This is a genomic window from Halomonas sp. DP5Y7-2 (assembly GCF_019802025.1).
Classification (GTDB): Bacteria; Pseudomonadota; Gammaproteobacteria; order Pseudomonadales; family Halomonadaceae; genus Halomonas; species Halomonas litopenaei_A.
On sequence record NZ_JAHVHY010000004.1, the window covers coordinates 99,073 to 123,557 of the forward strand.

Annotated in this window: 23 protein-coding genes; 8 read left to right on the forward strand and 15 right to left on the reverse strand. The window is 63.3% G+C overall.

Going from position 1 to position 24,485, the window contains the following annotated elements; translation table 11 throughout:
• Positions 1-136 precede the first annotated feature (136 nt).
• Together KUW18_RS07200 and KUW18_RS07205 are read left to right on the forward strand one after the other, a co-directional pair.
• Positions 137-910 carry a tRNA-uridine aminocarboxypropyltransferase gene (locus KUW18_RS07200; RefSeq protein WP_222162888.1) on the forward strand — a complete coding sequence of 258 codons (774 nt, stop codon included), beginning with the start codon at positions 137-139 and terminating at the stop codon, positions 908-910.
• 183 nt (positions 911-1,093) lie between these two features.
• Positions 1,094-2,677 (forward strand): hypothetical protein, encoded by a 1,584-nt coding sequence (locus KUW18_RS07205; RefSeq protein ID WP_222561097.1) that lies wholly within the window; start codon positions 1,094-1,096, stop codon positions 2,675-2,677.
• A gap of 128 nt (positions 2,678-2,805) precedes the next feature.
• On the opposite strand, the gene KUW18_RS07210 is transcribed toward KUW18_RS07205, so the two are convergent.
• Both KUW18_RS07210 and KUW18_RS07215 read right to left on the reverse strand, forming a co-directional pair.
• Entirely contained in the window at positions 2,806-4,038 is a 1,233-nt protein-coding gene (locus KUW18_RS07210) for a TraB/GumN family protein (protein WP_206941622.1), read from the reverse strand.
• A gap of 161 nt (positions 4,039-4,199) precedes the next feature.
• Positions 4,200-4,736, reverse strand: coding sequence for a lactoylglutathione lyase family protein (locus tag KUW18_RS07215; protein WP_206941620.1), 537 nt, complete (start codon positions 4,734-4,736; stop codon positions 4,200-4,202).
• A gap of 93 nt (positions 4,737-4,829) precedes the next feature.
• Between KUW18_RS07215 and KUW18_RS07220 the strand changes: the two genes are divergently transcribed.
• Positions 4,830-5,741 (forward strand): LysR family transcriptional regulator, encoded by a 912-nt coding sequence (locus tag KUW18_RS07220; RefSeq protein ID WP_308126701.1) that lies wholly within the window; start codon positions 4,830-4,832, stop codon positions 5,739-5,741.
• 26 nt (positions 5,742-5,767) lie between these two features.
• On the opposite strand, the gene KUW18_RS07225 is transcribed toward KUW18_RS07220, so the two are convergent.
• The 6 genes from KUW18_RS07225 to def form a co-directional block, all read right to left on the reverse strand.
• Complete coding sequence (locus KUW18_RS07225) at positions 5,768-7,216, reverse strand: TrkH family potassium uptake protein (protein ID WP_206941618.1); 1,449 nt, start codon at positions 7,214-7,216, stop codon at positions 5,768-5,770.
• A 143-nt stretch (positions 7,217-7,359) separates the two neighbouring features.
• Entirely contained in the window at positions 7,360-8,733 is a 1,374-nt protein-coding gene (trkA, locus tag KUW18_RS07230; RefSeq protein WP_206941617.1) for a Trk system potassium transporter TrkA, read from the reverse strand.
• A 174-nt stretch (positions 8,734-8,907) separates the two neighbouring features.
• On the reverse strand, positions 8,908-9,114 hold the full coding sequence (locus tag KUW18_RS07235; RefSeq protein ID WP_206941615.1) for a dodecin: 207 nt from the start codon (positions 9,112-9,114) through the stop codon (positions 8,908-8,910).
• A 90-nt stretch (positions 9,115-9,204) separates the two neighbouring features.
• Entirely contained in the window at positions 9,205-10,509 is a 1,305-nt protein-coding gene (gene rsmB / locus KUW18_RS07240) for a 16S rRNA (cytosine(967)-C(5))-methyltransferase RsmB (protein WP_222237803.1), read from the reverse strand.
• 92 nt (positions 10,510-10,601) lie between these two features.
• Positions 10,602-11,579: a methionyl-tRNA formyltransferase gene (gene fmt / locus KUW18_RS07245; RefSeq protein ID WP_206941613.1), complete on the reverse strand. Its 978-nt coding sequence runs from the start codon at positions 11,577-11,579 to the stop codon at positions 10,602-10,604.
• Between the two features lie 121 nt (positions 11,580-11,700).
• Positions 11,701-12,213, reverse strand: coding sequence for a peptide deformylase (def, locus tag KUW18_RS07250; protein WP_206941611.1), 513 nt, complete (start codon positions 12,211-12,213; stop codon positions 11,701-11,703).
• A gap of 401 nt (positions 12,214-12,614) precedes the next feature.
• Here def and dprA point away from each other — a divergent pair, with 401 nt between their 5' ends.
• From dprA to aroE, 4 genes are all read left to right on the forward strand, one after another.
• Entirely contained in the window at positions 12,615-13,727 is a 1,113-nt protein-coding gene (gene dprA, locus KUW18_RS07255; RefSeq protein ID WP_222561098.1) for a DNA-processing protein DprA, read from the forward strand.
• Positions 13,728-13,841: 114 nt separating this feature from the next.
• The gene (locus KUW18_RS07260) at positions 13,842-14,402 is read left to right on the forward strand and encodes an L-threonylcarbamoyladenylate synthase (RefSeq protein WP_222561099.1); all 561 of its coding nucleotides are present in this window, start codon (positions 13,842-13,844) and stop codon (positions 14,400-14,402) included.
• A gap of 87 nt (positions 14,403-14,489) precedes the next feature.
• Positions 14,490-15,431 (forward strand): oxygen-dependent coproporphyrinogen oxidase, encoded by a 942-nt coding sequence (gene hemF, locus KUW18_RS07265; protein ID WP_222561100.1) that lies wholly within the window; start codon positions 14,490-14,492, stop codon positions 15,429-15,431.
• A 78-nt stretch (positions 15,432-15,509) separates the two neighbouring features.
• Positions 15,510-16,331 (forward strand): shikimate dehydrogenase, encoded by an 822-nt coding sequence (gene aroE / locus KUW18_RS07270; RefSeq protein ID WP_222162589.1) that lies wholly within the window; start codon positions 15,510-15,512, stop codon positions 16,329-16,331.
• Positions 16,332-16,539: 208 nt separating this feature from the next.
• Here the strand turns inward: aroE and KUW18_RS07275 are convergent, their stop codons facing one another.
• Both KUW18_RS07275 and KUW18_RS07280 read right to left on the reverse strand, forming a co-directional pair.
• Positions 16,540-16,806, reverse strand: coding sequence for a hypothetical protein (locus KUW18_RS07275; RefSeq protein ID WP_206941592.1), 267 nt, complete (start codon positions 16,804-16,806; stop codon positions 16,540-16,542).
• Between the two features lie 26 nt (positions 16,807-16,832).
• Positions 16,833-17,636, reverse strand: coding sequence for a M48 family metallopeptidase (locus KUW18_RS07280; RefSeq protein WP_206941590.1), 804 nt, complete (start codon positions 17,634-17,636; stop codon positions 16,833-16,835).
• A gap of 179 nt (positions 17,637-17,815) precedes the next feature.
• Between KUW18_RS07280 and KUW18_RS07285 the strand changes: the two genes are divergently transcribed.
• Positions 17,816-18,691 (forward strand): ATP-binding protein, encoded by an 876-nt coding sequence (locus KUW18_RS07285; protein ID WP_222561101.1) that lies wholly within the window; start codon positions 17,816-17,818, stop codon positions 18,689-18,691.
• 58 nt (positions 18,692-18,749) lie between these two features.
• Here KUW18_RS07285 and der read toward each other — a convergent pair whose 3' ends face one another.
• From der to ispG, 5 genes are all read right to left on the reverse strand, one after another.
• Entirely contained in the window at positions 18,750-20,153 is a 1,404-nt protein-coding gene (der, locus tag KUW18_RS07290) for a ribosome biogenesis GTPase Der (RefSeq protein WP_206941587.1), read from the reverse strand.
• Positions 20,150-21,316, reverse strand: coding sequence for an outer membrane protein assembly factor BamB (bamB, locus tag KUW18_RS07295; protein WP_206941585.1), 1,167 nt, complete (start codon positions 21,314-21,316; stop codon positions 20,150-20,152). Before bamB ends, der begins: the two co-directional genes overlap by 4 nt.
• Complete coding sequence (locus tag KUW18_RS07300) at positions 21,313-21,972, reverse strand: YfgM family protein (RefSeq protein WP_206941583.1); 660 nt, start codon at positions 21,970-21,972, stop codon at positions 21,313-21,315. Before KUW18_RS07300 ends, bamB begins: the two co-directional genes overlap by 4 nt.
• Before the next feature lie 27 nt (positions 21,973-21,999).
• The gene (hisS, locus tag KUW18_RS07305; protein WP_206941581.1) at positions 22,000-23,283 is read right to left on the reverse strand and encodes a histidine--tRNA ligase; all 1,284 of its coding nucleotides are present in this window, start codon (positions 23,281-23,283) and stop codon (positions 22,000-22,002) included.
• Positions 23,284-23,364: 81 nt separating this feature from the next.
• Positions 23,365-24,480 carry a flavodoxin-dependent (E)-4-hydroxy-3-methylbut-2-enyl-diphosphate synthase gene (ispG, locus tag KUW18_RS07310; protein WP_206941579.1) on the reverse strand — a complete coding sequence of 372 codons (1,116 nt, stop codon included), beginning with the start codon at positions 24,478-24,480 and terminating at the stop codon, positions 23,365-23,367.
• Between the last annotated feature and the right edge of the window lie 5 nt (positions 24,481-24,485).

Sequence of the window (24,485 nt, forward strand, 5' to 3'; positions counted from 1 at the left end):
GGCAGCGTGACTGACGTGTTCCGTCTGGCGTGGTAGATTGGGCGCCCTTTGCCTCAGCACCCTCCTTGCCATGTGTGATTCCCGTTGTGATGCTTTCCCTGCCGCCTCGCTCGACGCCGAACGTGATGCTGCGCCCATGAGCGATGGCGCCGAGTCTGCCGCGGTCGATCCTGCCACTGGCCACCCCCGCCCTCCGCGTCGCGAGTTCAAGGCGCGCGGCAGCTTCGTGACCCGCTGTGAAGGCTGCAATCTGCCGGAACTCAACTGCCTCTGTCCCTATCAAGCCAAGGCCGACAGCCGGGTGCAGGTGTGGTTGATGACGCATCCGCTGGAACATCACAAGCCCACCAACACCGGACGGCTGATCGCTGACGTGCTGGCCACGACTCGCGTCTTTACCTGGTATCGCACGGCGCCAGATGACACCCTGCTGGCCTTGCTCGCTGATCCGCGCTACGCGCCCTTCGTGGTCTTTCCTGACGACCAGCCTGACTACGCGGATCGCGTGGTAGAGGTAGAGGCCGTCACCCAGGTGGAAGACGCACGCATTCCCGTGCTGATTCTACTGGACGGCACCTGGCGCCAGGCACGTCGGATCTTTCGCAAGAGCCCCTACCTGGAACACCTTCCCGTGTTACCCCTTCGCACCGATCGCCTGACCCGCTATCAGCTGCGCAAGCCGGCCTCCCAGGCACACCTGTGCACGGCAGAAGTGGCAGCCGAGTTGCTGCGGCAAAGCGGTGAAGTGGCGGCGGCTCAGGTGCTCGACGACTACTTTGATGTGTTCAATGACAGCTATGCGGCCAGTCGCCACTACACCAAGATCGAGACGCCCACCCCCTCGATGACAAGGCTGGCAGCGCTGAGGAGAGCTCAGCAGGCACCATCCTCATCAACTGAGGGGCGCTAGCACTCGGTCGTTATGTGCTGATGCGAAGTTTTAGGCAGATGAATCGCTGATCAGCTACATCATTATTCCCGCAAATCGGGCACTCATTGTCGTAAATGTCTTAGTTCGCCTGCACTTTTTCTGCGACAGGCTCTCTTTTTGACACAACTACGATAATGAGCGCGATGACGCGCGGGGAGCCCCATGCACCTACACCAGCGTTTTCTTTCCTGTCGGCCACAGCCCGAGGATCAACGGCTAGGTGGCTGGCCCTATGATGCACAGGAGGTCGACCTGTCGCTTCCTTTGCTCGAGCGTCGTCTCGACAAGGATCGTTCTCGGGTCATTCATAGCGCCAGCGTTCGTCGACTGCAGTTGCTCCCGCAGCAGGGGGGAATCCTGGCCCAGGACAGCGATCGACGGTTGCTGTCGCTGGCGCTTGAACGTCAGCAAGTGGGTCGCCGTATCGTCCACCTGATTTATCGCAAGCTCCACGGCAACCTGGCTAAGCACGAACTGGCCAGACACGAACTGGCAGAAAAAGAGCTGACTGAGCAGGAGCCTGCCAGGCACGAACTGACAGGACTCGACACTGCGCTCGGCTGTCTGGTCGACGTTGGCTGCCTGCTTTGCGATGTCGGTCGTCCTCCCTTCGGTCAGGCGGGAGAGCTTGCCGTGTGTGGCTGGTTCGACAGCCACCTGCCGGAGTTTGGGGGAATGACGGCAGGGGGGCTGTCCGTCGACAAGAAGGAGGGGCACGCGGTGCTGGCGGAGCTATGCCGCTTTGATGCACGTGCCCAGGCCTTGCGCAGCATTGTGACCCTGGAAGGCATCAGCCTGACCCATGCGCAGAGCGCAACATTGCTAGGACGGCATGAACCATGGCCCGAACAGGCCCTGTCTGGGCCTTTTACGGGCAACAGCTACCGTAGTGAGGCCGCTATCGAAACGGCCATGCGTGGGGCGCTGCGACTGACCCGTCGAAGCCGTCACCCGGCCGCCTACCTGGTCGATGCCGCCGATGCCATCGCGCAGACCATGGCCCGGCTCGAGGCCATCGTGGAACGAGGTTTGATAGATCCCGCAGGTTTGATGACCCAACTGAAAGATACCTTTCAGCGGCGCCAAGGCCAGCGACCCACTGCGCTCAACGAGCGCTGCTTCTGCCGCCATGGGGTAGTGCGACGCTGGAGTCTAGGCGGCATGCTGGACTGGGCTCTGGCGCGCTATCAGCGGGACCGCTCTGAGGGGCCGGGCCAGTTCTTCCACTACCTGCGCCTGGCCCTGGGCAGGATCCTGGTCAACCACGGCGCCGATGCGTTCTTGCAGCGGTTGGCGGAGGTCAGAGAGGGGACGCCCCGGGTCAATTTGCTGGCCGTGGACCCCGGGTGTCGCATCTTGATGGAGTCTCTCGAGGATCTGGCGACGCGGCTGGAATACCTTGACCCCGACAGGGAGCGCCAGGAGCTAGATGGCTTTCGGACGATATGCGGCCTGCTGGACGCAGCCCTGCCGGCATTGCGTCTGCCCATGCAGGAGTTTCATCAGTTGCTGGATCGCCAGGAGGCGTCGTCGCCAGTACTTGGCGCATGGGCGGCTGGCTTGCCTGCAGGCGTCGTCAGAGCCTATCGCCAGGCGATCTCGGCTCCTGCAGAAGGCATGAGTGGCGCGGTGCAGGAAACCTACTATCGAGGTCGTTTGGTGCATGACTGGATCTGCAGCCGCACCGAGACATCGGCGCTGGAGGAAAACATGAGATTACGAGTGAGCGGGCGGCAGCAGAGCTGACGATTGCCGCGGTGGGACAGTGGAGGGGGCGGGAACGCAGGATGGTCCAGAGCAACGCTTAGCGGGTGACAGGCGCCTTCCACCCCGCCGCGTCAGCGACGGCGAGGTGGATGCGATCGATGGTCCGCTTAGCCGAACAGGCTGCCGGCGATCCGGAAACCGGCGATCCAGGTGCCCGCAGCGGACCCTAGCGTGGCGGTCAGGAAGACCAGTAGCGTGCGGGACACACGGTTCCTCCACCAGCCCTTCACCTCGGTCACATCGTGGCGCAGCGTGGAGAAGTCACGCACCTTGGGCTTGCGCATGGCCAGCTCCACGCCTGCAGCGACGAAGCCTGCGCCGATGGTCGGGTTAAGCGAGGTCAGCGGCGCGGCAAAGACGGTGGCGATGACCGTGACGGGATGCGCCAGGGCGAACAGGGTGGCGATGCCCGACAGCGCACCGTTGATGATGAACCACTCTGCCACCAGCTGCCAGCCAAGCTCGGTGTTGCGCGAGAAGCCGATGGCGAAGCCCGTGAGGACCAGTGCGGTGATGATCCAGGGCACCATCTTCCACACCTTGGAGGCGGGACGCGTGGCCTCCAGCGCGGCGATTTCCTCGTCTGGAGCCTGAGAGGGAGGGCCCTCGAGGTGCTCCGCCATGCCCTTGAGGTGACCCGCGCCTATCACCACCAGCACTCGCCGGAACTTGCCTGGCGGGCATTGCTGGGCCAGGCGCATGACCATGTAACGATCACGCTCGCTGATCAGCGGGGTGAACAGGGTTTCGGATTCAGCGGCAAACTCACTGAAGGTCGACTCCAGCACGTCACCCTGCTTGAGGCGCTCCACTTCCTCTGCCGACACTTCCTGGCGGGACAGCACGCTGCCCAGTAGCCCGGACATCAAGCTAAAACGCTGCCACCAGGGAACATTCTGGTAGATCCTTTTCAGCGTCAGGCCCACGTCGCGATCGATCAGCAACAGCGGGAGCTGGTGGCGCTGGCTGGCCTCCAGGGCGGCACGCATCTCGGCCCCCGGCTCGATGCCTGACTGTTCTGCGATACGTTGCTGGAATGCCCCGAGCGCCAGGTTCGCCGCTACCATCCCGGCCTTGCCCTGGCGAAAGATCTGGAACAGATCCTGTTCCGCCAGGGCGTCAGGGTTGGCCAGGTTGCTGTGTCTGGCATCGCAGAGTTCGATAGCCACGGCATCGAAGTCGCCTGAATCGATCAGCGAGCGAACCTCGTCGGCGCTTTCGGCGCTGACGTGGGCGGTACCGAGCAAGGTGAAGGTGGTCTCGCCAACGGTGATATCGCGGCGTGGGCCGCCTTGGGTCTCCGGCCGCTCGGCCAGTACGGTGTCGTCGATCTCGCTCATGGGCCTCGAGGCCTGAAGAATGTGAAGGATCGATTATCCATGAACCAGCAGGGCAGGCCAAACATGGCCTGCCCTGTCCGTCGGCAAATCACGCTATTGTCATGATTCGTGACGCAAGGAGGGGCTTGAGGGTGCCCATCCCAAGCCTGTCGATCACCATGTCACGCGTTGCTCTCGTCCTGATAGGCGCCGGCCGAGTAGGTCAATTCATAGCTGTGGGAGTAGATCTCGAGGATGTTGCCGAAGGGGTCTTCCATGTAGATCATCCGGTAGGGCTTTTCCCCGGGATAGTATTCACGGACCTTGGGCATGCGCTTCTTGCCGCCGGCGGCAACGATGCGCTCCGCCAGCCCTTCCACGTCCGGATCTTGCACGCAGAAATGGAAGACGCCGGTTTTCCAGTATTCGAAATTGTTCTCGGGATCTTCATGGTTGGCAAACTCGAAGAGTTCGACACCGACGCGATCACCCGTGGACAGGTGCGCGATGCGGAAGCTGCCCCAGCCAGGCCCGAAGACATCGGTGCACATCTCGCCAATGGCAGAGTCGTCTTCCTCGATGGTGGTGGGGGCCATGATCTGGTACCAGCCCAGGACCTCGGTGTAGAACGCCACGGCCGCCTCGACGTCCGGTACCGAGATGCCGATATGGGAGAAGCTGCGTGGATAGTTGGGGCGGTCCTGATGGGATGAGCTCATGTCTCGTTGCCTCTTGCTGTGGAGTGAATGCACACAGTCTGGGCGGTGATGGCTATAATGAAAATAGTGTGCCGCTTATGGTAGTGATAATAGATGCTTATGCTTAATCCGCTCTGGCTACGTTCTTTTCATGCCCTGGTCGAACAGGGAAGCTTCACCAGGGCTGCCGATCAACTGGAGCTCACCCAGGCGGCCGTCAGTCAGCATGTACAGAAACTTGAAGCCGAGCTAGGGGCGCTGTTCATCCGACGGCCGCGGCAGCTCGAACTGACCCCGGCGGGGCACGCCCTGGTCAACTATCTGGGGGAGCGTGCGGAGGTGGACCAGCGGCTTAAGCTGCGTCTGGCCGGGGATCGCGATGATCATGGCGAGATAAGTCTGATGACGCCGGGCAGCATCGGCCTGGCGCTGTATCCCCGGCTGCTGGAGCTGCAGAAGCGCTCGCCTGGCCTGTGCATTCGCCATCGCTTCGGGCCGACCCAGGACATTATCGACGCGGTGTTGGCGGCGCGGGTAGAAATGGGGCTGGTCATCGAGTGTCCCGATGACCCGAGGCTGACCGTCAGCGAGTTTGCGACAGAACCGCTGGAGCTGATCGTGCCTGCCGCCGCTAAGGTAGAGCGCTGGGATGACCTGATGTCGCTGGGGTTCATCGACCATCCGGATGGCAAGGCGCTGGCGTCTCGACTATTGAGCCGACGCTTTCCGGGCTCCCCCGGCTATGCCCACTGGCCAATCAGCGGCTTCACCAATCAGATCGGCTTGATTCTGGCACCGGTAGCGGAGGGGCTGGGCTTTACCGTGCTGCCGCGCTTCGCCCGTCAGGCGTTTGAGCAGCAGGCCTCCCTTCGGGTGGTGACGGGACAGCCCGAGGTGGCGGATACCCTCTACCTGATACATCGGGCTGAATGGCCGCTATCGTCCAGAGCCGAGCGTGCCCTGCTGGTGATGGGGACGGCTGCCGACGCTGAAGCGGGCAGGTCGGCGGCAGGCGGACACGCTTGAGCGTCAACGCAGCCCAGGAGTCTGCACTATTTGCGCCAGAAAGCGGGTGTGAACAGTACCAGTACGGTAAAGATCTCCAGGCGTCCCATCAGCATGGCCATGACCAGGATCCATTTGGCCATCGCCGGCATATCGCCGTAGTGCAGGCTGGCTTCACCCAGCGCCGGGCCCAGGTTGTTGAGCGCGGAGCCCACAGTGGACCAGGCCGTTACCTGGTCAACGCCGGTGGCCATGACCCCGACCAGCATCAGGAAGAACAGCAGGACGTAGGCCGAGAAGAACCCCCAGACTGCCTGTGCGATGCCGTCAGGCACGCTGACCTTGCCAATCTTGACGGCGATCACGGCGTTGGGGTGAATCAAGCGCATGATCTCGCGCATTCCCTGCTTGATGATCAGGATGATGCGAATGACCTTCATGCCGCCACCGGTAGAGCCTGAGCTTGCGCCGACAAAGGCGGCGATGAACAGGAGTAGCGGCAAGGCGCCTGGCCAGGCAGAAAAGTCGGCCACCGAGAATCCTGCCGTGGTCGCGACCGAGACCACCTCAAAGATGCCGTGGCGCAGGCCGACCGTGGTCTCCTCGGTGCCGGTCAGCCACAGCACGATGACGGTGATAGCCGCCAGGCCGGTCAGGTACAGCAGCAAAAACCGTGCCTCGGAGTCTTCCCAGTAGTGGCTGATGCGGCGCTCGCGCCAGGCCAGGAAGTGCAGGCTGAAGCTGAGCGCCGAGATCAGCATGAATACCACACAGATCGCTTCGATCAAGGCGCTGTCGAAGTAGCCAATGCTGGCGTCATGGGTCGAGAAGCCACCGATGGCGACCGTGGAAAAACTATGGCCCAGTGCATCGAACCAATCCATGCCCGCCGCCATGTAGGCGAGCATGCAGGCTAGCGTCAGGGTGGCATAGATGTACCACAGTGCCTTGGCGGTCTCGGTGATCCGAGGGGTCAGCTTGGAGTCCTTGAGCGGCCCCGGAATCTCCGTGCGATACAGCGCCATGCCGCCGACGCCGAGGGTCGGCAGAATGGCGACCGCCAGGACCACGATGCCCATGCCGCCTAGCCACTGCAGCTGCTGACGATAGTAGAGGATGGCCTCCGGCAGGAAGTCGATGCCGGTAATGACCGTCGCACCCGTGGTCGTCAGCCCAGAGAAGGATTCGAAAACGGCATCGGTAAAAGATAGCGCCGTGCTTCCCGTCAGCATCAGTGGCAGGGAACCGAACAGCCCCAGTACCGTCCAGAACATGGCGGCGATCAGGAAGCCGTCACGGGTCCGCAGCTCCCGCCGAGCATGTCGATTCGGCAGAAACATCGCAGCACCGGTGAACACGGTGATGGCAATGGCGATCAGAAAGGCGTCCCAGGTGCCATCGCCGAACAGCAGCGAAATAGCGATGGGCGGCACCATGGTCAGGCTGAACATCATCAGCAGCAGCCCGAGAATACGCAGAATCATTCTCAGGCTCATGCCATCCGGCTCCTGTGCAAAGTAGCGCAAGGGGAAGATGTCAGTGAACGGGTCGTCGTCTCAAGCCCGGTCGGGAACGGACTCATGCGGCGGCTCTCCTTGTGGTAACTCGATGGTCGTCTCTCGAGGTAACGCCATGCGCATCAGAAGAACGTCAGCCCGACCTGGAACAGGCGCTCGACGTCACGAATCTTGCGTTTATCGACCACGAACAGGATGACATGGTCGCCGCTTTCCACTACCACGTCGTCATGGGCGATCAAGACCTCCTTGCCGCGCACGATGGCGCCGATGGTCGAGCCCCCGGGGAGATCGATGTCGCCGATGGCGCGTCCCACCACTCGCGATGACTGGCTGTCGCCATGGGCAATCGCCTCGATGGCCTCCGCGGCACCCCGGCGCAGCGAGTGCACGTTGACGATGTCGCCGCGGCGAACGTGGGTGAGGAGGCTGCCAATCGTGGCCTGCTGAGGCGAGATGGCGATATCGATTTCGCCACCCTGGACCAGGTCGACATAGGCCGCGTTGTTGATCAGGGTGAGAACCTTCTTGGCCCCCATCCGCTTGGCCAGCATCGACGACATGATGTTGACCTCGTCGTCGTTGGTCAGCGCACAGAAGATATCGCAGTCTTCGATGTTCTCTTCTTCCAGCAGCCGCTTGCTGGTGGCACTGCCATGCAGCACCACGGTGCGGTCAAGGCGTTCTGACAGCTGGGTGCAGCGGTCCAGGCTGTGTTCAATCATCTTGACCTGGTGGCTGTGCTCGAGATGTTCGGCCAGGCGCTCGCCGATGTTGCCGCCACCGGCGATCACGACGCGGCGGAAATCCCGGTCGAGCCGTCGCAACTCACTCATCACGGCACGGATATCACGGCGTGCGGCGATAAAGAAGACCTCGTCGTCGGCTTCGATGACCGTGTCGCCGCGGGGAATGATCGGGCGATTGCGGCGATAGATGGCGGCAACGCGTGTGTCGACGCTGGGCATGTGACGGCGCAGGAAGCCAAGCTCCTGGCCGACCAGCGGGCCACCGTAGAAGGCCTTGACCGCCACCAGCTGGACCAGGCCCCCGGCGAATTCCAGCACCTGCAAGGCACCAGGATGCTCGATCAGGCGCCGGATGTGATCGGTGACGACTTGCTCGGGACTGATCAGCACGTCGATAGGGACGGCCTCATGGGCAAACAGGCCCTTGCGGGCGAGGTAGGCCGTGGCGCGCACACGGGCGATCTTGGTCGGTGTGCGAAACAGGGTATGGGCCACCTGACAGGCGATCATGTTGACTTCATCGGAGTTGGTCACGGCGATCAGCATGTCGGCATCTTCACAGCCTGCCTGACGCAGCACCATGGGGTAGGAGGCCGCCCCGGAAACCGTGCGAATATCCAGCCGCGTATGCAGCTCGCGCAGACGCTCACCGTCGGTGTCTACCACCGTGATGTCGTTCTCCTCGCGGGCCAGATGCTCCGCCAGGGTGCCGCCAACCTGGCCGGCGCCGAGAATGATGATCTTCATCGTCGTGTCCGAAGAGAGGTCGAGAGCGCATGGTGCGCTGCAACATAGGGCCAGCATACCTGAGCCCTGAACAGACCAACAGGGCGGGATGTCTCCCGCCCTGTGCCGAAAGGAAACACCGAAGGCCTGTCAGTATGCAAGCCCAGGCGTCTCCGGGGAGAGCTGATCGCTGGGTCAGTCCAGGGTAAAGCCGACCTTCAACGTCACCTGCCAGTGGGCGACCCGGCCGTTTTCGATGTGCCCGCGTGTTTCGGTCACCTCGAACCAGCGCAGGTCATGCACCGTCTCAGACGCCTTGGTGATGGCGCGCTGGACCGCGTCTTCGATGCTTGTCTCGGACGAACCGGTCAACTCGATCTGCTTGTACACGTGTTGGCTCATACATACTCCCTGTAGCGGTAGACGTCGTGGGACCGCCCGCCCAGGCAACTACGGCCTGGTGGCGGGCAAGCAACCCTGCTGCCGTGTGGCTCAGTGGGTTGCCTTGACCAGTCTGGCATAGAAGAAACCGTCGTGACTGTCGATCTTCGGTAACAGTTGGCGTCCGGCTCCTGATGTCTGGCCCCAGGCAATGTCGGCAGGCATGTTGGCGCTGGCATCCTCAGTGCGCTCAAGAAAGGCGCGAATCTGGTCGCGATTCTCTTCCGGCAGGACCGAGCAGGTGGCGTACAACAAGGTGCCGCCGGGCTTGAGCAGCGGCCACAGGTTATCGAGCAAGGCCTGCTGCAACTCGGCCAACTGGCGGATGTCGCTGGCACGGCGCAAGCGCTTGATGTCGGGATGACGGCGGATGACTCCGCTGCCCGAGCAGGGAGCGTCAAGCAAGATGGCATCGAACAGCGTGCCATCCCACCAGTCCCGCTGGGTACCATCGCCCTGGGCCAGGGTGGCCGAGAGTCCGAGGCGAGTCAGGGTGTCTTCCACACGGGCAAGACGTGCAGCGTCGGAGTCGATGGCATGCAGATCGATGTCGAACAGCTCAAGCAGGTGAGCGGTCTTGCCGCCAGGTGCACAGCAGGCATCCAGGACTCTCGCGCCGGGGCGAGGGGCGATGACAGGGCCCAGCAGCACAGCGGCCAGCTGGGCGGCTTCATCCTGAACGCTGACATGGCCCTCGGCGAAGCCTGGCAGACTGTCCACATCGCGAGGGGCATCCAGGATCAAGCCGTCAGGCGCGTGTGAACACAGACGTGCGCTGATCCCGGCACCGTCGAGGATGTCCAGATACTGCTCTCGGTCGTTGTGGCGACGGTTGACGCGCAGGGTCATTGGGCCTGGCTGGTTATTGGCCTCACAGATATCGCGCCAGTCGTCAGGCCACGCCTGGCGCAGCGCCTTGAGCCACCAGCGCGGATGCAGCAAGGCCACTGCAGGGTCACGGTCGACTTCTGCTTCCAGTGTTGAGGATTCGCGCTGCAGACGGCGCAGGCAGCCGTTAAGAACGCGGGTTGCCCAGGCCTTGCCCTGCAGGCGAGCGGCCCCTGCGGTCTCGCCTACCGCCGCATGGGCGGGAATGCGCAGGTACAGCAGTTGGAAGATGCCGAGCAGCAGCAGCGCTTGAATGTCGGCGTCGCGAGTCTTGAAGGGCTTTTCCAGTAACTGGTCCGCCAGCGCTTCCAGTCTGGGCAGCGTCCGGCAGACACCAAAGCACATCGCCTTGAACAACGCCCTGTCGCGAGCGACGACCTGATGATCATCCAGAGAAGACAGCGAGCCCTTGCCGGTAATGACCGGAACCAGCGCCTTCGCTGCTGCAGCTCGAACACAGTCACCCATGTCTCTGCGCGCATTGGTGTGGGCACGGCTTTGCTGATCGGGCTTGCGCTGGCGAGCGTTGCGCTGGCCGTGCTGGCGTGGGCGGGAATCGCTCATTCGCTGGCCTCCGTTTGCGGCTGGCCCAGGCAGGCGCCTACGGCGAAACGCTCGGCTCGGGCACGTAGCAGCTCATTGATCGGCAGCGCCTTGCCACCGGGCAGCTGGGCATGGGTGATGCGCAGGCGCTCGCGGCCATCTTGACCACAGGCGACCAGCAGCTCTCCTTCCGCCTTGACGATGGTGCCTGGTGTAGCCGCGTCAGCGCTGTCCACGGCGTCTGCCAGATGAATGCGCAGGCGGTCATCGCCCAGGGCACACCAGGTGACAGGCCACGGATTGAACGCCCGCACTCGCGCGGCGAGCGTTTGTGCATCCTGGCGAAAGTCCAGTTCCGCCTCGGCCTTGCTCAGCTTGGCGGCGTAGGTCACGCCGCTATCCGGCTGGGGCGTCGACGTCAGCTCGCCTGCGGCAAGCTGATCAAGGGCATCGACAATGGCTTTGCCCCCCAGGCTGGCCAGACGGTCGTGAAGCTCGCCACCCGTCGTGGTATTGCTGATCTCGGTGCGGCGGATCATCAGCATGTCGCCGGTATCCAGGCCTTCGTCCATCTGCATGATGGTCACACCGCTTTCGCTGTCGCCGGCTTCAATGGCTCGCTGGATCGGTGCAGCGCCGCGCCAACGTGGCAGTAGTGAGGCATGCACGTTGAGACATCCAAGGCGGGGGGCTTCGAGCACGGGAAGCGGCAGGATCAAGCCGTAGGCCACCACCACCATGACATCTGCCTCCAAGGCTGCCAGCGCTTGCTGCTCCTCAGCATCCTTGAGTCGCTCCGGCTGGTATACCGGTATGTCATGAGACAACGCCAGTGACTTCACCGGGCTAGGTGTCAGTTTGCGACCGCGTCCTGCAGGTCGATCTGGTTGAGTGTAGACGGCAATCACCTGATGGTGACTGTCGAGTACCGCCGAGAGGCTCTCGGCAGCGAAGTCAGGCGTGCCAGCGAAGATCACGCGCAGCGCTTGGGTCATGTTCAGGGCCTTGGCCGAAGAATGCGGAGTCAATAGTAACGGAGACGCGAGCAACGACGAAGGCCGATAGCACTTGGAGTGCTATCGGCCTTGCATCTTGATGGCGATGGAGGGGTAGGGGTCAGGCGCCTTGCATTTGACGGTGGCGCTTCTGCATCTTCTTCATCACGCGGTCGCGCTTGAGCGGCGACAGGTAATCGACGAAGAGTACGCCCTCGAGATGGTCGAGTTCGTGCTGGATGCAGTGGGCAAGCAGTCCGTCGGCTTCGAGCTCGTAGGGATTGCCATCACGGTCCAGCGCCTTCAAGTGCACGCGCAGGGCGCGCGGGACTTCAGCGTAGTACTCAGGGATGGACAGGCAACCTTCCTGCATCGGCTCGCGCTCGTCGCCCAGCGGCGTGACCTCGGGATTGATCAGCACGACCGGCGTTGACTGGTCTTCGCTGACATCGATCACGATGACCCTGCGGTGCACATCCACCTGCGTGGCGGCAAGACCAATGCCAGGGGCTGCGTACATGGTTTCCAGCATGTCATCGACCAGCTGGCGGACTTCGTCATCGACGTGCTCCACGACAACCGCCTTGGTGCGCAGCCGCTCGTCTGGAAACTCGAGAATGGGGAGTCTGGCCATGCTGTGGTTCCACCGTTGTTCGTACAGTTCGTGATGCCCATTTTAGGGGGGCGCTGCAAGTTGCAGTAGCCGCTGTCGTCTATGGGCTTGATAGGCGACCACTATACCATGCTCAAAACGTCATCGCCTGATACCGCGTGGCGTTGCGGCGAAGCCCTTCGTTTTGCGGCGTGGCGGGCCTTCTACACTGGCTAAACATAAGCAATGACGAAAGTAGCGCCGTTAGCGCCAGCGACGTCCACGCTGACAGCCACACCTTCGGCCATGATGGAAGTGGCGGCGTGGGCGACAACGGCAAAGTAAGAACATCAGCAAGCACACCAACAAGAACGACAGCGATAACAATAATCGGCGCGACAGCGTCACTGACTATGCGTCGATGTTTCCCAGGGAGGGTAGACATGGACTCCGACTTCGAGCGTTGGATGGTATTGCAAGCGCTTCCTCAGGTAGGACCGAAGCGCCTGGCACGGTTACGCTCCCTGAATCCTGCCTGGCCCGAGGGCTGGTTGCCCGGCTTGCCGCCCATGGCTGCTGCGGCACTGCGACTGTGGCTGGAGCACCCACGCCGCAGCCCGCTGACGGCGCCTGTCGAAGAGGCCCTGGAATGGCAGGCCCAGGGGGTGGCACATGGGCAACAGCGTCATTTACTGCATCCGGGGCATCCACGCTGGCCGGCCTTGCTCGATCAGATTGCCGATCCCCCTGTGGTGCTCTGGGCGCTGGGGGATCTGGATGCGCTGACCCCACCGCGGCTGGCCCTGGTGGGGTCGCGGCGTCCTACCCGGGAAGGCCTGGTCAATGCACGCAGTTTCGCCATCAGCCTGGCGGAAGCGGGGTGGTGCCTGGTCAGTGGCATGGCGCTGGGAATTGATGGCGCGGCTCAGGCCGCGGCTCTGGATGTGGGCGGGCGCAGCGTTGCCGTGCTGGCCGGTGGTGTCGATGTTGTCTATCCCGGCCAACATGGCTCACTGTACCGGCGCCTGCGGGATGACGGTGGCCTGTTGCTGGCCGAGTCTGCCCCTGGACGCAGGCCTCATTCCGGGGATTTCCCCCGGCGCAATCGGATTGTGACGGGGGTGTCCTGTGGCGTGCTGGTGGTCGAGGCCGCAGAGCACAGTGGCTCTTTGGTCAGTGCCCGCCTGGCCGGGGAGCAAGGGCGGGAAGTGCTGGCGTTACCTGGCTCTATCCACTCCCCCCAGGCAAGAGGCTGCCTGCGACTGATTCGTGAGGGGGCCGCCCTGATACGTCACCCCGATGACCTGTTCGAGGAGCTGGCCAGTTGGGGTCCGCGTCAGGGGGCAGTGTCCTCGACTGGGGGTGAGGCGCCATCTGGCGCCGCTGCCCGCTCGCTGCTCGATCTGCTGAGTGCCAGGCCATTGCCGGTGGATGTGCTGATGGGGCTGGCGGGATGTGATGTCGCCACCTGTCAGCGCGAGTTGACCTTGCTCGAGATAGAGGGACACGCCGGCTTGGTGGCCGGTGGGTGGGTCAGGCTGGGCGGAGGCAGCTAGAGGCCAAGTATCGCCCGCTCGCTAAGCAGGGCGCAGTGCGACGCGTCCGGTGCCTCATGCTAGTATGCGGCTCCAACCCGTTTATCACGATGTGCCGATTCGGACTTCGATGCCATGAGTGACCCTGATTCCATTCTGACCTCAGCCACCGCCGTGCTTCGCCGTGGTGGTGTGATTGCCTACCCCACCGAGGCCGTGTGGGGGCTGGGCTGCGATCCTGACAACGACGAGGCGCTGAAGCGTTTGCTCGCGCTCAAGCAGCGGGACCCCGCCAAGGGTGTCATCCTGGTAGCGGCAGATATTGCTCAGTTCGATGCCTGGCTGACCGCCGTATCAGCAGAACAGCGAGCCCTGTTGCTGGACACCTGGCCTGGGCCCAACACCTGGCTCGTGCCCGACAACGGGCGCACCCCGGCGCTGGTGCGCGGAAGCCATGACAAGGTGGCGCTACGGGTCAGCGATCATCCTGGGGTTCAGGCTCTGTGTCGCGCCTTCGGGGGGCCGCTGGTATCGACCTCTGCCAATCGCGCTGGAGAGCCTCCGGCCATGAGCGAAGACGATATCCATCGGATCTTCGGCGATGAACTCGACGCAGTGGTGCCCGGTGACCTGGGGGGAAATCCGCGCCCCAGTATCATTCGCGACCTGGTCAGTGGTGAGGTGCTGCGCCACTGACGATGGCGCGGCAGCCTTGTATTTGCACAAGACCGGGGTGGGGCGTGACGCGACAACGCCCATTCGACAAGCAACGACGGAGTCGATGTGACACAGCCAAATCTCGACGTGGTCAAACGCTATCTGCTGGAGCTTCAGGATCGCCTGTGCGAGGCGCTGGAGCATGCCGATGGGCAAGCGCACTTTCTTGAGGACGACTGGGTTCGCGAGGCAGGAGGCGGCGGTCGCTCGAGGGTCATCGAAGACGGTGCGCTATTCGAGAAGGGCGGCGTCAACTTTTCCCATGTGCACGGCACAACCCTGCCTCCCTCAGCCACCGCCGCCAGGCCGGAACTTGCGGGTAGGGGCTTTCAGGCCATCGGCGTATCCTGGGTGTTGCATCCGCATAACCCCCATGTGCCGACCAGCCACGGTAACGTGCGCTTCTTCATTGCCACCGCCGAGGGCGAAGCGCCGGTGTGGTGGTTCGGTGGTGGCTTCGATCTGACCCCGTTCTACCCCCAACACGAAGACGCCTGCCATTGGCACCGGGTTGCCAGAGACCTTTGCGAGCCTTTCGGTGAGGATGTCTATCCGCGCTACAAGCGCTGGTGTGACGACTACTTCTTCCTCAAGCATCGGGATGAGACGCGAGGGGTGGGCGGTCTGTTTTTCGATGACCTCAATGAAGGTGGCTTTGATCGCTGTTTTGCGTTTCAACAAGCCGTGGGAGATGGCTTTCTCGAGGCCTATCTGCCGATCGTCGAACGCCGTCGCGACACGCCCTGGGGCCAGCAACAGCGAGACTTTCAGCTGTATCGGCGCGGACGCTATGTCGAGTTCAATCTGGTATGGGATCGGGGCACGCTGTTTGGCTTGCAAAGCGGAGGTCGCACCGAGTCGATTCTGATGTCGATGCCGCCGCTGGCGCGCTGGGAATACGACTATCGACCCGCAGAGGGAAGCGCCGAGGCGGCCTTGCAGGATTACCTGCGCCCTCGTGACTGGCTGGCCGAAGAGCAAGAGCAGGCCACCAGCGCTTCCCCGTGAGCGGCTTCCGGCGCCCGCCGTGGGCAGGACGGTGCCCCCCCGTCGCGATATTGATGCAGTGTTTGCTCAGGAGCAGAAATGACTCGCTATTGTGTGTTCGGCCATCCCATCGGTCACTCCAAATCACCCGCCATCCATGCGGCCTTTGCCGCCCAGACAGGTGAGAACATCGAATACGTGGCCATCGAGGCGCCGCTGGATGACTTTGCCGGCGCTTGGCAGACGTTCGTGGCATCCGGGGGACAGGGGGCCAATGTCACTGTCCCCTTCAAGGAGGAAGCGTATCGACTGTGCACTCAGCTGACCGAGCAGGCCCGTCGCGCAGGAGCCGTCAACACCCTTCGTCTGCTGCCTGACGGCAATCTGGAAGGGGATACCACGGACGGTGTGGGCCTGGTCGCGGATCTGAAGCGTCAGGGCGCACGCTTGCAGGGCGCCAATATCCTGGTCCTGGGGGCTGGAGGCGCGGTACGTGGGGTATTGGCGCCGTTGCTGGCCCATGACCCTGCTGGCTTGACCGTGGCCAACCGCACTGCGGCCAAGGCGAGCGCCCTGGCGCAGGATTTTGCCGATCTTGGCACTATCCGGGGGGGCGGCTTCGACAGTGTGGCGGGGCCCTTCGATCTGGTCATCAATGGCACCAGCGCAAGCCTCTCGGGAGAGCTGCCACCCCTGCCGGACGATCTCTTCGCCGAGGGCGCGCTGGCCTACGACATGATGTATGGCGCCGAGCCGACCGTGTTCATGGCGTGGGCAGCAGAGCGTGGTGCACGCAGTGTCGATGGATTGGGCATGCTGGTCGAGCAGGCCGCCGCGTCCTTCGCCCGTTGGCGAGGCGTCGTTCCGGAGACGGCGCCGGTGCTGTCGACGTTGCGACAGGCGTTATCGGCGGGTGCCTGACCACCGTGGTCATGGCCGCTATCCACAACACACAGCAGGCGCCACTAGGGCGCCTGCTGCGTGTTGGACTGGGGCGGTGTACGGGGGCGGTGTACGGGGGGTGTACAGGGAGAGGGGCAGGGCTGCGGGCCCGGCAACGGGGCTGGCATGGCGCCCGGCATTCGCGTCCGATATAGAGCCCCGGTATTGAGAGACCAGCACTGGCGCCTTAGCGGCGTCGCCGATAGAGCCCCACCATGCAGCAGCCCAGGCCGATGACCGACACCAACAGACCCCCGTTGACCAACCACGGGCTGCGGACGATCCACGGTACAAAGGGTGAAGGGCTCTCGCTGCATTGACCCGTCAGATAGTTCCAATGTCCTTGGTCGATCATCTCACATTGGCGAATATCGCCCCATTCCGCGAAGTAGAACCCCAGCAGTAGCAGGATGGGCAGGACCAGCAACAGCAGTCCGAGGCGATTGAGGGTCATGACGACGGCGCTCCTTGATAAACGGCTCAGGGTGCCTTGCAGTTAGGCCTGAGGCCATTCGCCTGGGCCTGCTCGTAGCGGGCCATGGCATCACCCATGGCGGCTTCCAGACCCGCGATGCGGTTGCCATGTGCCGGGTGAGTCGACATCCATTCCGGCGGCTGGCCACCCCCTGCAGCGCTCATGTTCTGCCACAGCTGGACGCTGGCGCGTGGGTCGAACCCGGCCTGGGCCATCAGCTCGAGGCCAATGGTATCGGCCTCACTTTCGTGGCTGCGCGAGAACGGCAGCAGGATGCCGTACTGGGCGCCCATGCCCATGGCGGCCATCAGCTGATCGCTGCCGGTGACTCCCTGGGTGCCCAGCGCCGAGCCGACCACGGATAGTCCCAGCTGCGTCGCGCTCTCGGTGGAGGCGCGCTCGTTGGCATGATGAGCCAGCACATGGCCAATTTCATGGCCGATCACGGTGGCCAGCTGGTCCTGGTTGGTGGCGACGTCGAGCAGGCCGGTGTTGACCCCTACATAGCCACCCGGCAAGGCGAAGGCATTGGCGTCTTCCGACTCGAACACCTTGACCTGCCAGTTCTGGTTGCGCTGGTCATCCGGCAGCGCCTGCACCACATTGCGCGTCACGCACTGCACGTACTCCAGGGTGCTGCCGCCTACGGTAGGCAGCTGCTGCTGGTACTGGGCAAAGGCCTGGGCTCCCATCTGATTAAGCTGCTGCTCGTCCAGCAACAGCATCTGGGAGCGGCCCGTCGGTGAGGTCGCACAGGCAGCTACGGTCGCCATGATGGCGCAGGCGCCAACAGCCTTCATCCAGCGCATGGTGAGTCTCCTTGTCGTGGTACAGCGGGCATCGCTTGCCCGTGTAGAATCAGAAGCGTTTGGCCAAAGATACCCGGACTGCTGGAAGGGTCAACCGCAAAGGTGGTGCAACCTGGGTCTCCGCGAGGCGACACTGACCCTGACCGGCGGCTTTAACACGCGACAAGGACACTCACCCCATGGATACCCAACTAGCGCAGCGCTTACTCAACCTTCTCGAGCGTGTCGACCCCTGGCTGCCTGAGCCACCTACGCCTGTCGACTGGCGCCGTGATGTGGCGGCGCTATGGCAGCGTCATGCCCTCGGCGGCCAGCTGGTGCCAGTGCCCCCCAGGGACGCCCTCGGGCTCGATGACCTGGTGGGCGTCGAGCGCCAGAAACGCGAACTGGTGGCCAACACACGAGCGTTTCTGCAGGGGCTCCCGGCCAATCACGCATTGCTGTGGGGTTCCCGTGGCAGCGGCAAGTCTTCCATGGTCCGCGCCTTGCTGAATACCTTGTCCGACGAGGGACTGCGCTTGATCCAGGTAGACCGGCACGATCTGTCCGGGCTGCCGATACTGGTGGAGCAGCTACGGCACCAGCCCGAGCGCTTTGTGGTGTACTGCGATGATCTGTCCTTCGAAGGTTCGGATGACGCCTACAAGGCGCTGAAGAGCGTGCTGGATGGCACCCTGACAGGGCCTCCCGACAACGTGCTGATTTATGCGACCTCCAACCGCAGGCATCTGATGCCCGAGCATATGAGCGACAATCTGGAGAGCCGGCTGACCGCGGACGGCGAGGAGCTGCATCACGGTGATGCGGTGGAGGAAAAGATCTCGCTGTCCGACCGCTTCGGCCTGTGGCTGGCCTTTCATCCCTTCAACCGCGACACCTACCTGGAGACCTGCCGCCACTGGGTCTCGCGGCTAGGGCAGGCGGGCGACTGGACCGATGAGGCCGACACGGCAGCAGTTCGCTTTGCGACACTTCGCGGCGGGCGCAGTGGACGCTGTGCCTATCAGTTTGCGGTGGACTGGGTGGGTCGACACCGTCTGGCGGAACAGCCATAGAAGCAAAACGCCCGGCCACCTCACGGTGGCCGGGCGTTGGCGTGCGGCTTGAGCCGGATTACCTGCGGTTCTTGCGTGCTTCCTTGGTACGTCCCAGCTCGCGCTGCTTGGCCTTGACCTTATCCGAGGCGTCGGCCATGCGGTCGTACGGGTTCTTGCCGGAGCGGAACTCGAAACGCATGGGGGTGCCCCGGACCTTGAGCACCTTGCGGAAGGTGTTGGTCAGGTAGCGCTTGTAGGCGTCGGGCAACTTGTCGGTCTGGTTGCCGTGCACCACGATGATGGGCGGATTGCTGCCACCCTGGTGGGCCATCCGCAGCTTGATGCGGCGGCCGTGGATCATCGGCGGTTGGTGCTGCTCCACCGCGTCCTGCAGTAGGGTCGTCAAGCGGTTGGTTGACCAGTGGCTATTGGCCGAAGCGAAGGCGCGCTCCAACGAAGGATAGAGGTCACCCACCGCGGTGCCGTGCAACGCCGAAATGAAATGCAGCTCTGCATAATCGGCAAAGCCCAAGCGACGCTTGATTTCGGCGCGCATCTTGTCCTTGGCTTCACTTTCCAGGCCATCCCACTTGTTGACCGCCAGCACCAGGGCGCGACCCGAGGTCAGCACATAGTCGAGAAGGTGCAGGTCCTGCTCCACCAGGCCGCTACGGGCATCCAGCACCATGATCGCGACGTGACATTCCTTGATCGCGTCGAGGGTCTTGATGATCGAGAACTTCTCGGCGATTTCGGTCACGTTCTTGCGCCGGCGTACACCGGCGGTGTCGACCAGCACGTAGGGCTTGCCCCGGCGCTCGAAGGGGATCTCGATCGCGTCTCGGGTGGTGCCCGCTTCATCGAAGACGACGACACGATCCTCGCCGAGCAGGCGATTGACCAGCGTCGACTTGCCGACGTTGGGACGACCGATGACGCCGATACGAATGCCCTTGCTGCCGGTGTCGGCGGGAATGTCCATGTCGCGCTCAGGGAACGGCGACAGCACCTCGTCGATCAGGGCCGTGACATTGCGACCATGGGCAGCCGCGATCGGGCGTGGATCGCCCAGACCGAGCTGCCAGAAGTCGGCCATGGCCGAATGCTCTTCCAGGCCGTCGGTCTTGTTGACCACCAGCCAGGTCTTCTTCTGGTTGACCCGCAGGTGGTTGGCAATGGCCTCGTCAGCGACGTTGAGGCCGGCCCGTGCGTCCACCAGGAACAGTACGATGTCGGCTTCGTCGATGGCTTGCAGCGACTGCTCGGCCATCGCGGCATCGATACCTTCCTCGTCACCGCTGATACCACCGGTGTCGATGACGGTGTAGGCCTTGTTGCCGAGCATGCCGTTGCCGTACTTGCGATCCCGGGTCAGTCCAGGGAAGTCGGCGACCAGCGCATCACGCGAGCGGGTGAGGCGATTGAACAGGGTCGACTTGCCCACGTTGGGGCGGCCGACTAGAGCGATAACGGGGGTCATGGGCGGATGTCCAGAGCCTCCAGGCTTCCGTCATTGGCCAGGGCGTAGACGCGCTTGCCATCGGTGAGCGGGCGCACGCTGACGCCGGAGCCGTCGATGTGGGTGCGGCCAACCATGCGGCCACTGCTGGCGTCGATAAAGTGCACATAGCCCTCGGCATCACCGAGCACGATGCGGCCATCGGCGAAGGCCGGGGCAGTGACAGAGCGACCGTAGAGGTCTTCCTGGCGCCACAGCTCATTGCCGTTGTTGGCGTCGAAGGCCACCAGGCGGCTGGCTTCATCGACGACGTACAGGGTGTCGCCCACCAGCACCGGGGTGTGGTAACTGGACAGTGGCGTTGACCACAGGGTCTCACCGCTCTGGGCGTTGAGCGCTACCACGCGGCCGTTGAAGCTGGTGACATACAGTCGACCGTCCGGCGTCAGCACCGGTTGACCGGCCAGGTCTACCAGGCGGTCGATGTCGTTCATGCCGGTCGCGACGGCGATGGTCCGTTCTGAGATCTGCTGGCCGGAGCGATTGTCGATGATCGACAGGCGGCCATTGGCGAAGCCAGCAAAGGTGACCTGGTCAATGGCGGTCGGAGTGCCGGTACTGCGCAGGGTCAAGGACGGCATATTGGCGGTGAAGACCCACTGACGGTCACCTGACAGGCGGTCCAGAGCCGTCACCGTGCCATCCACCGCCTGGACGATCAGCAGTTGCGACGTCGGTTGCGGTGCTGCCAGCACTTCGCTGGGGACCTTGGTGCGCCACTTGACGCGTCCATTGTCCTGGTCGAGTGCCACCACTTCACCATTGCGGGTAGCCAGGAAGACGTCGCCGTCTACAGCGGTGATGCCGCTGGAAATCGGAGATTCCAGCTCCACTTCCCAGCGGGTGTCGCCATTGGCGGTGTTGAACGCCTCGACCAGGCCTTCCTCATCGGCGGCGAACAGCGTCGACCCGGACAGCGCGGGCTCGATGGGATAGGTCGCCTCGCCCAGGCCGGCGCCAACGCCTTCGCTCCAGCGCGTGTCCACCTGGGTCGATTCAGCGAAGTCCTTGAGTTCCTTCGGCGGATATTGTGGCTCGGATTTGCTCGCGCAACCCGCCAGCAAAGCGGCCATGGTCACGGCGGTGGCGATGGCGATCCGGGTCTTGTTGGTGCGCTGCTTCATAGTGTGGCCTCCTGGTCGCCAAGGTCATCGAGCTTGAGCGAAATGCCGTAGAGCGGTTGGCCGTTCTCGTCGGCCAGGGTCTGGGCGCTTTGCCAGGCCTTGGCGGCCTGGTCGCGTTGACCTGTCGCGTGGTAGATGTCGCCGCGGATGTTGTCGCGCTGTGCTGCAAGCGCAGCAGGAATATCGCCATCCAGCGTAGCCAGCGCCGTGTCGTGCTGGCCCTCGGCACTCTGCAGGCGAGCCAGGCGCAGACGCGCGATACCGACCAGATAACCGTCGTCACTGCTTTCGATCAGCGACTCGAGCGCTTCCCTGGCCGCTTCCAGATCGCCGCCGTCGACCTCCAGGCGCGCCTCCATCAGCAGTGCAAGCTCGCTGTAGAGCGTGTCACCGTGGTCTTCCCGCAGCGATGCGACCAGCGACTCGGCCTGGGTCAGAGCGTTGTCGCTCAGCTCATCACGGCTGGCCAGGTCCAGCAGCTGCTGATAGCTGCTGGAAGCGGCCACGGACTGGCCTTCCTGATAGTCCTGCCAGGCATTCCAGCCGAACACGCCGGCGGCAGCCAGCACGGCGCCCGCGATCAGCGAGGTGCCGTTTTCTTTCCACCAGCGCTTGATCGCCTCAAGCTGCTCTTCTTCCGTTCTCAGCTCCGCCACGGGCGGTCTCCTTCTGAAATGGGGCTATCAATCGGACAGCAGGCGCTCTAGCGTCGTCTCGAGCGAGGCCTGCTCGACCAGCTGCTGCTCGCGGTCGTCGCGCAGGAACTTGATGGCCACCTGGCCCGTGTCACGTTCGTTTTCGCCGATCAGCAGGGCCAATCTGGCGCCGCTGCGATCCGCTTTCTTGATCCGGCTCTTGAAGCTGCCGCCGCCACAATGCAGCTGCACGCCAAGCTCCGGCAGCTGGTCGCGCAGTGTTTCAGCGAGCGCCATGGCATCGCCATCGGTGGCGCTGTCCATGCCGAGGACGTAGACGTCCAGCGGCGCGCGGGCCTCTTCAGGGACAATATTCAGCGTCTCCAGCAACAGGATCAGGCGCTCGATTCCCATGGCGAAGCCGACCGCCGGGGTCGGCTTGCCACCAAGCTGCTCGACCAGGCCATCATAGCGGCCTCCAGCGCACACGGTGCCCTGGCTGCCCAGTGCATCGGTCGTCCACTCGAACACGGTGCGACAGTAGTAGTCGAGCCCACGCACCAGGCGCGGGTTGATCACGTAGTCGATACCTGCGGCATCAAGACGCGCGGTGAGCGCGTTGAAGTGATCGCGAGATTCCTGGTCGAGATGATCCATCAGCTGCGGCGCACCGCTGAGCATCGCGGCCATGGCCGGATTCTTCGAATCGAGAATCCGCAGCGGGTTGCTGGTCAGGCGGCGGACAGAGTCCTCGTCCAGCACCTCTCGGTGAGCCTCGAAGTAGGCCACAAGCGTGTCACGATAGGCGGCGCGGGCTTCATTGGAACCAAGCGAGTTGAGCTCCAGGGTGACGTGCTCGAACAGTCCGAGCTGCTTCCACAGCCGCGCCGACAGCAGGATGACTTCTGCGTCGATATCAGGACCTTCCAGCCCATAGGTCTCGACGCCGACCTGATGGAACTGGCGATAGCGGCCCTTCTGAGGGCGCTCGTGGCGAAACATCGGGCCGGTGTACCAGAGGCGCTGCGTCTGGTTGTAGAGCAGACCGTGCTCCATGGCCGCGCGAACGGCACTGGCGGTGCCCTCTGGACGCAAGGTCAGGCTGTCCCCATTGCGATCGTCGAAGGTGTACATCTCCTTCTCGACGATGTCGGTGACCTCGCCGATGGAGCGGGCAAACAGCGCGGTCTGCTCGACGATCGGGGTACGAATCTCGTTGTAGCCGTAGCGCTTCATCAGCGCCTGTACCTGGGCCTCGAAGTACTGCCACACGGGCGATGCATCCGGCAGCAGGTCGTTCATGCCACGGATGGCCTGGATCTTCTTGCTCAAAACTTGCTCCTTGGTCTCGCCGCTCTTGCTTCTCGTAGGCTGACTGTGACGTTTAGCCGGCGCCTGTTCGCCGGGACGGAGTCACAGCTGGCGAGCGATGACGTTCTGTTCGGTAGCTTCCTTCTCGGCGACCTTCTGGCGAATCAGCGCCTCGAGATCGTCGACCAGGTGGTCGTTGCGCAGCTTGCTGGCAGGCTTGCCATCGATGTAGACCAGGTTGGCGGGGGAGCCGCCAGTCAGGCCCAGGTCGACTTCCTTGGCTTCGCCGGGGCCATTGACCACACACCCGATGACCGCAACATCCAGCGGTGTCATGACGTCTTCAAGGCGTTCCTCGAGGGCGTTCATGGTACTGATGACGTCGAAGTTCTGCCGCGAGCAGCTGGGACAGGCGATGAAGTTGATGCCCTTGGCGCGCAGGCGCAGGCTCTTCAGCATGTCGAAGCCGACCTTGATTTCCTCGACCGGGTCGGCGGCCAGGGAGACCCTGATCGTATCGCCGATGCCGTCCATCAGGAGCATGCCAAGGCCGATCGACGACTTGACGGTGCCAGACCTCAAACCGCCCGCTTCGGTGATGCCCAGGTGCAGCGGCTGCTCGATGCGAGCGGCCAGATCGCGATAGGCCGCCACCGCCATGAACACGTCTGAAGCCTTCACGCTGACCTTGAAGTCAGGGAAGTCGAGACGGTCCAGGTGATCAATGTGACGCATCGCCGATTCGACCAGAGCGGCCGGTGTCGGTTCCCCGTACTTCTTCTGCAGATCCTTTTCCAGCGAGCCGGCGTTGACGCCGATGCGAATCGGGATGCCGTTGTCACGAGCTGCCGATACCACCGCCTGGACGCGATCCTCGCGGCCGATATTGCCTGGGTTGATACGCAGGCAATCGACCCCAAGCTCAGCCACCCTCAGCGCGATGCGATAGTCGAAGTGGATGTCTGCGACCAGGGGTACCTGGGTGCCTTTCTTGATGCGACCGAAGGCCTCTGCGGCCTCCATGGTCGGCACGGATACGCGCACGATATCGGCACCGGCCTGCTCCAGCGCGCGAATCTGCGCGAGGGTGGCCTCGACGTCCAGCGTATCGGTGTTGGTCATGCTCTGGACCGAGATGGGGGCATCGCCCCCAACCGGCACGGAGCCGACATGAATCTGGCGTGACTTGCGTCTGATGATCGGTGAGTGCGAATGCATGGCGA

What these genes read in the sequence shown, in the direction of transcription:
- KUW18_RS07200 (WP_222162888.1), top strand. Translation starts at nt 137, where the DNA reads ATGAGCGATGGCGCCGAGTCTGCCGCGGTCGATCCTGCCACTGGCCAC.
- KUW18_RS07205 (WP_222561097.1), top strand. Translation starts at nt 1,094, where the DNA reads ATGCACCTACACCAGCGTTTTCTTTCCTGTCGGCCACAGCCCGAGGAT.
- KUW18_RS07210 (WP_206941622.1), bottom strand. Translation starts at nt 4,038, where the DNA reads ATGAGCGAGATCGACGACACCGTACTGGCCGAGCGGCCGGAGACCCAA.
- KUW18_RS07215 (WP_206941620.1), bottom strand. Translation starts at nt 4,736, where the DNA reads ATGAGCTCATCCCATCAGGACCGCCCCAACTATCCACGCAGCTTCTCC.
- KUW18_RS07220 (WP_308126701.1), top strand. Translation starts at nt 4,830, where the DNA reads ATGCTTATGCTTAATCCGCTCTGGCTACGTTCTTTTCATGCCCTGGTC.
- KUW18_RS07225 (WP_206941618.1), bottom strand. Translation starts at nt 7,216, where the DNA reads ATGAGCCTGAGAATGATTCTGCGTATTCTCGGGCTGCTGCTGATGATG.
- trkA (WP_206941617.1), bottom strand. Translation starts at nt 8,733, where the DNA reads ATGAAGATCATCATTCTCGGCGCCGGCCAGGTTGGCGGCACCCTGGCG.
- KUW18_RS07235 (WP_206941615.1), bottom strand. Translation starts at nt 9,114, where the DNA reads ATGAGCCAACACGTGTACAAGCAGATCGAGTTGACCGGTTCGTCCGAG.
- rsmB (WP_222237803.1), bottom strand. Translation starts at nt 10,509, where the DNA reads ATGGGTGACTGTGTTCGAGCTGCAGCAGCGAAGGCGCTGGTTCCGGTC.
- fmt (WP_206941613.1), bottom strand. Translation starts at nt 11,579, where the DNA reads ATGACCCAAGCGCTGCGCGTGATCTTCGCTGGCACGCCTGACTTCGCT.
- def (WP_206941611.1), bottom strand. Translation starts at nt 12,213, where the DNA reads ATGGCCAGACTCCCCATTCTCGAGTTTCCAGACGAGCGGCTGCGCACC.
- dprA (WP_222561098.1), top strand. Translation starts at nt 12,615, where the DNA reads ATGGACTCCGACTTCGAGCGTTGGATGGTATTGCAAGCGCTTCCTCAG.
- KUW18_RS07260 (WP_222561099.1), top strand. Translation starts at nt 13,842, where the DNA reads ATGAGTGACCCTGATTCCATTCTGACCTCAGCCACCGCCGTGCTTCGC.
- aroE (WP_222162589.1), top strand. Translation starts at nt 15,510, where the DNA reads ATGACTCGCTATTGTGTGTTCGGCCATCCCATCGGTCACTCCAAATCA.
- KUW18_RS07275 (WP_206941592.1), bottom strand. Translation starts at nt 16,806, where the DNA reads ATGACCCTCAATCGCCTCGGACTGCTGTTGCTGGTCCTGCCCATCCTG.
- KUW18_RS07280 (WP_206941590.1), bottom strand. Translation starts at nt 17,636, where the DNA reads ATGCGCTGGATGAAGGCTGTTGGCGCCTGCGCCATCATGGCGACCGTA.
- KUW18_RS07285 (WP_222561101.1), top strand. Translation starts at nt 17,816, where the DNA reads ATGGATACCCAACTAGCGCAGCGCTTACTCAACCTTCTCGAGCGTGTC.
- der (WP_206941587.1), bottom strand. Translation starts at nt 20,153, where the DNA reads ATGACCCCCGTTATCGCTCTAGTCGGCCGCCCCAACGTGGGCAAGTCG.
- bamB (WP_206941585.1), bottom strand. Translation starts at nt 21,316, where the DNA reads ATGAAGCAGCGCACCAACAAGACCCGGATCGCCATCGCCACCGCCGTG.
- ispG (WP_206941579.1), bottom strand. Translation starts at nt 24,480, where the DNA reads ATGCATTCGCACTCACCGATCATCAGACGCAAGTCACGCCAGATTCAT.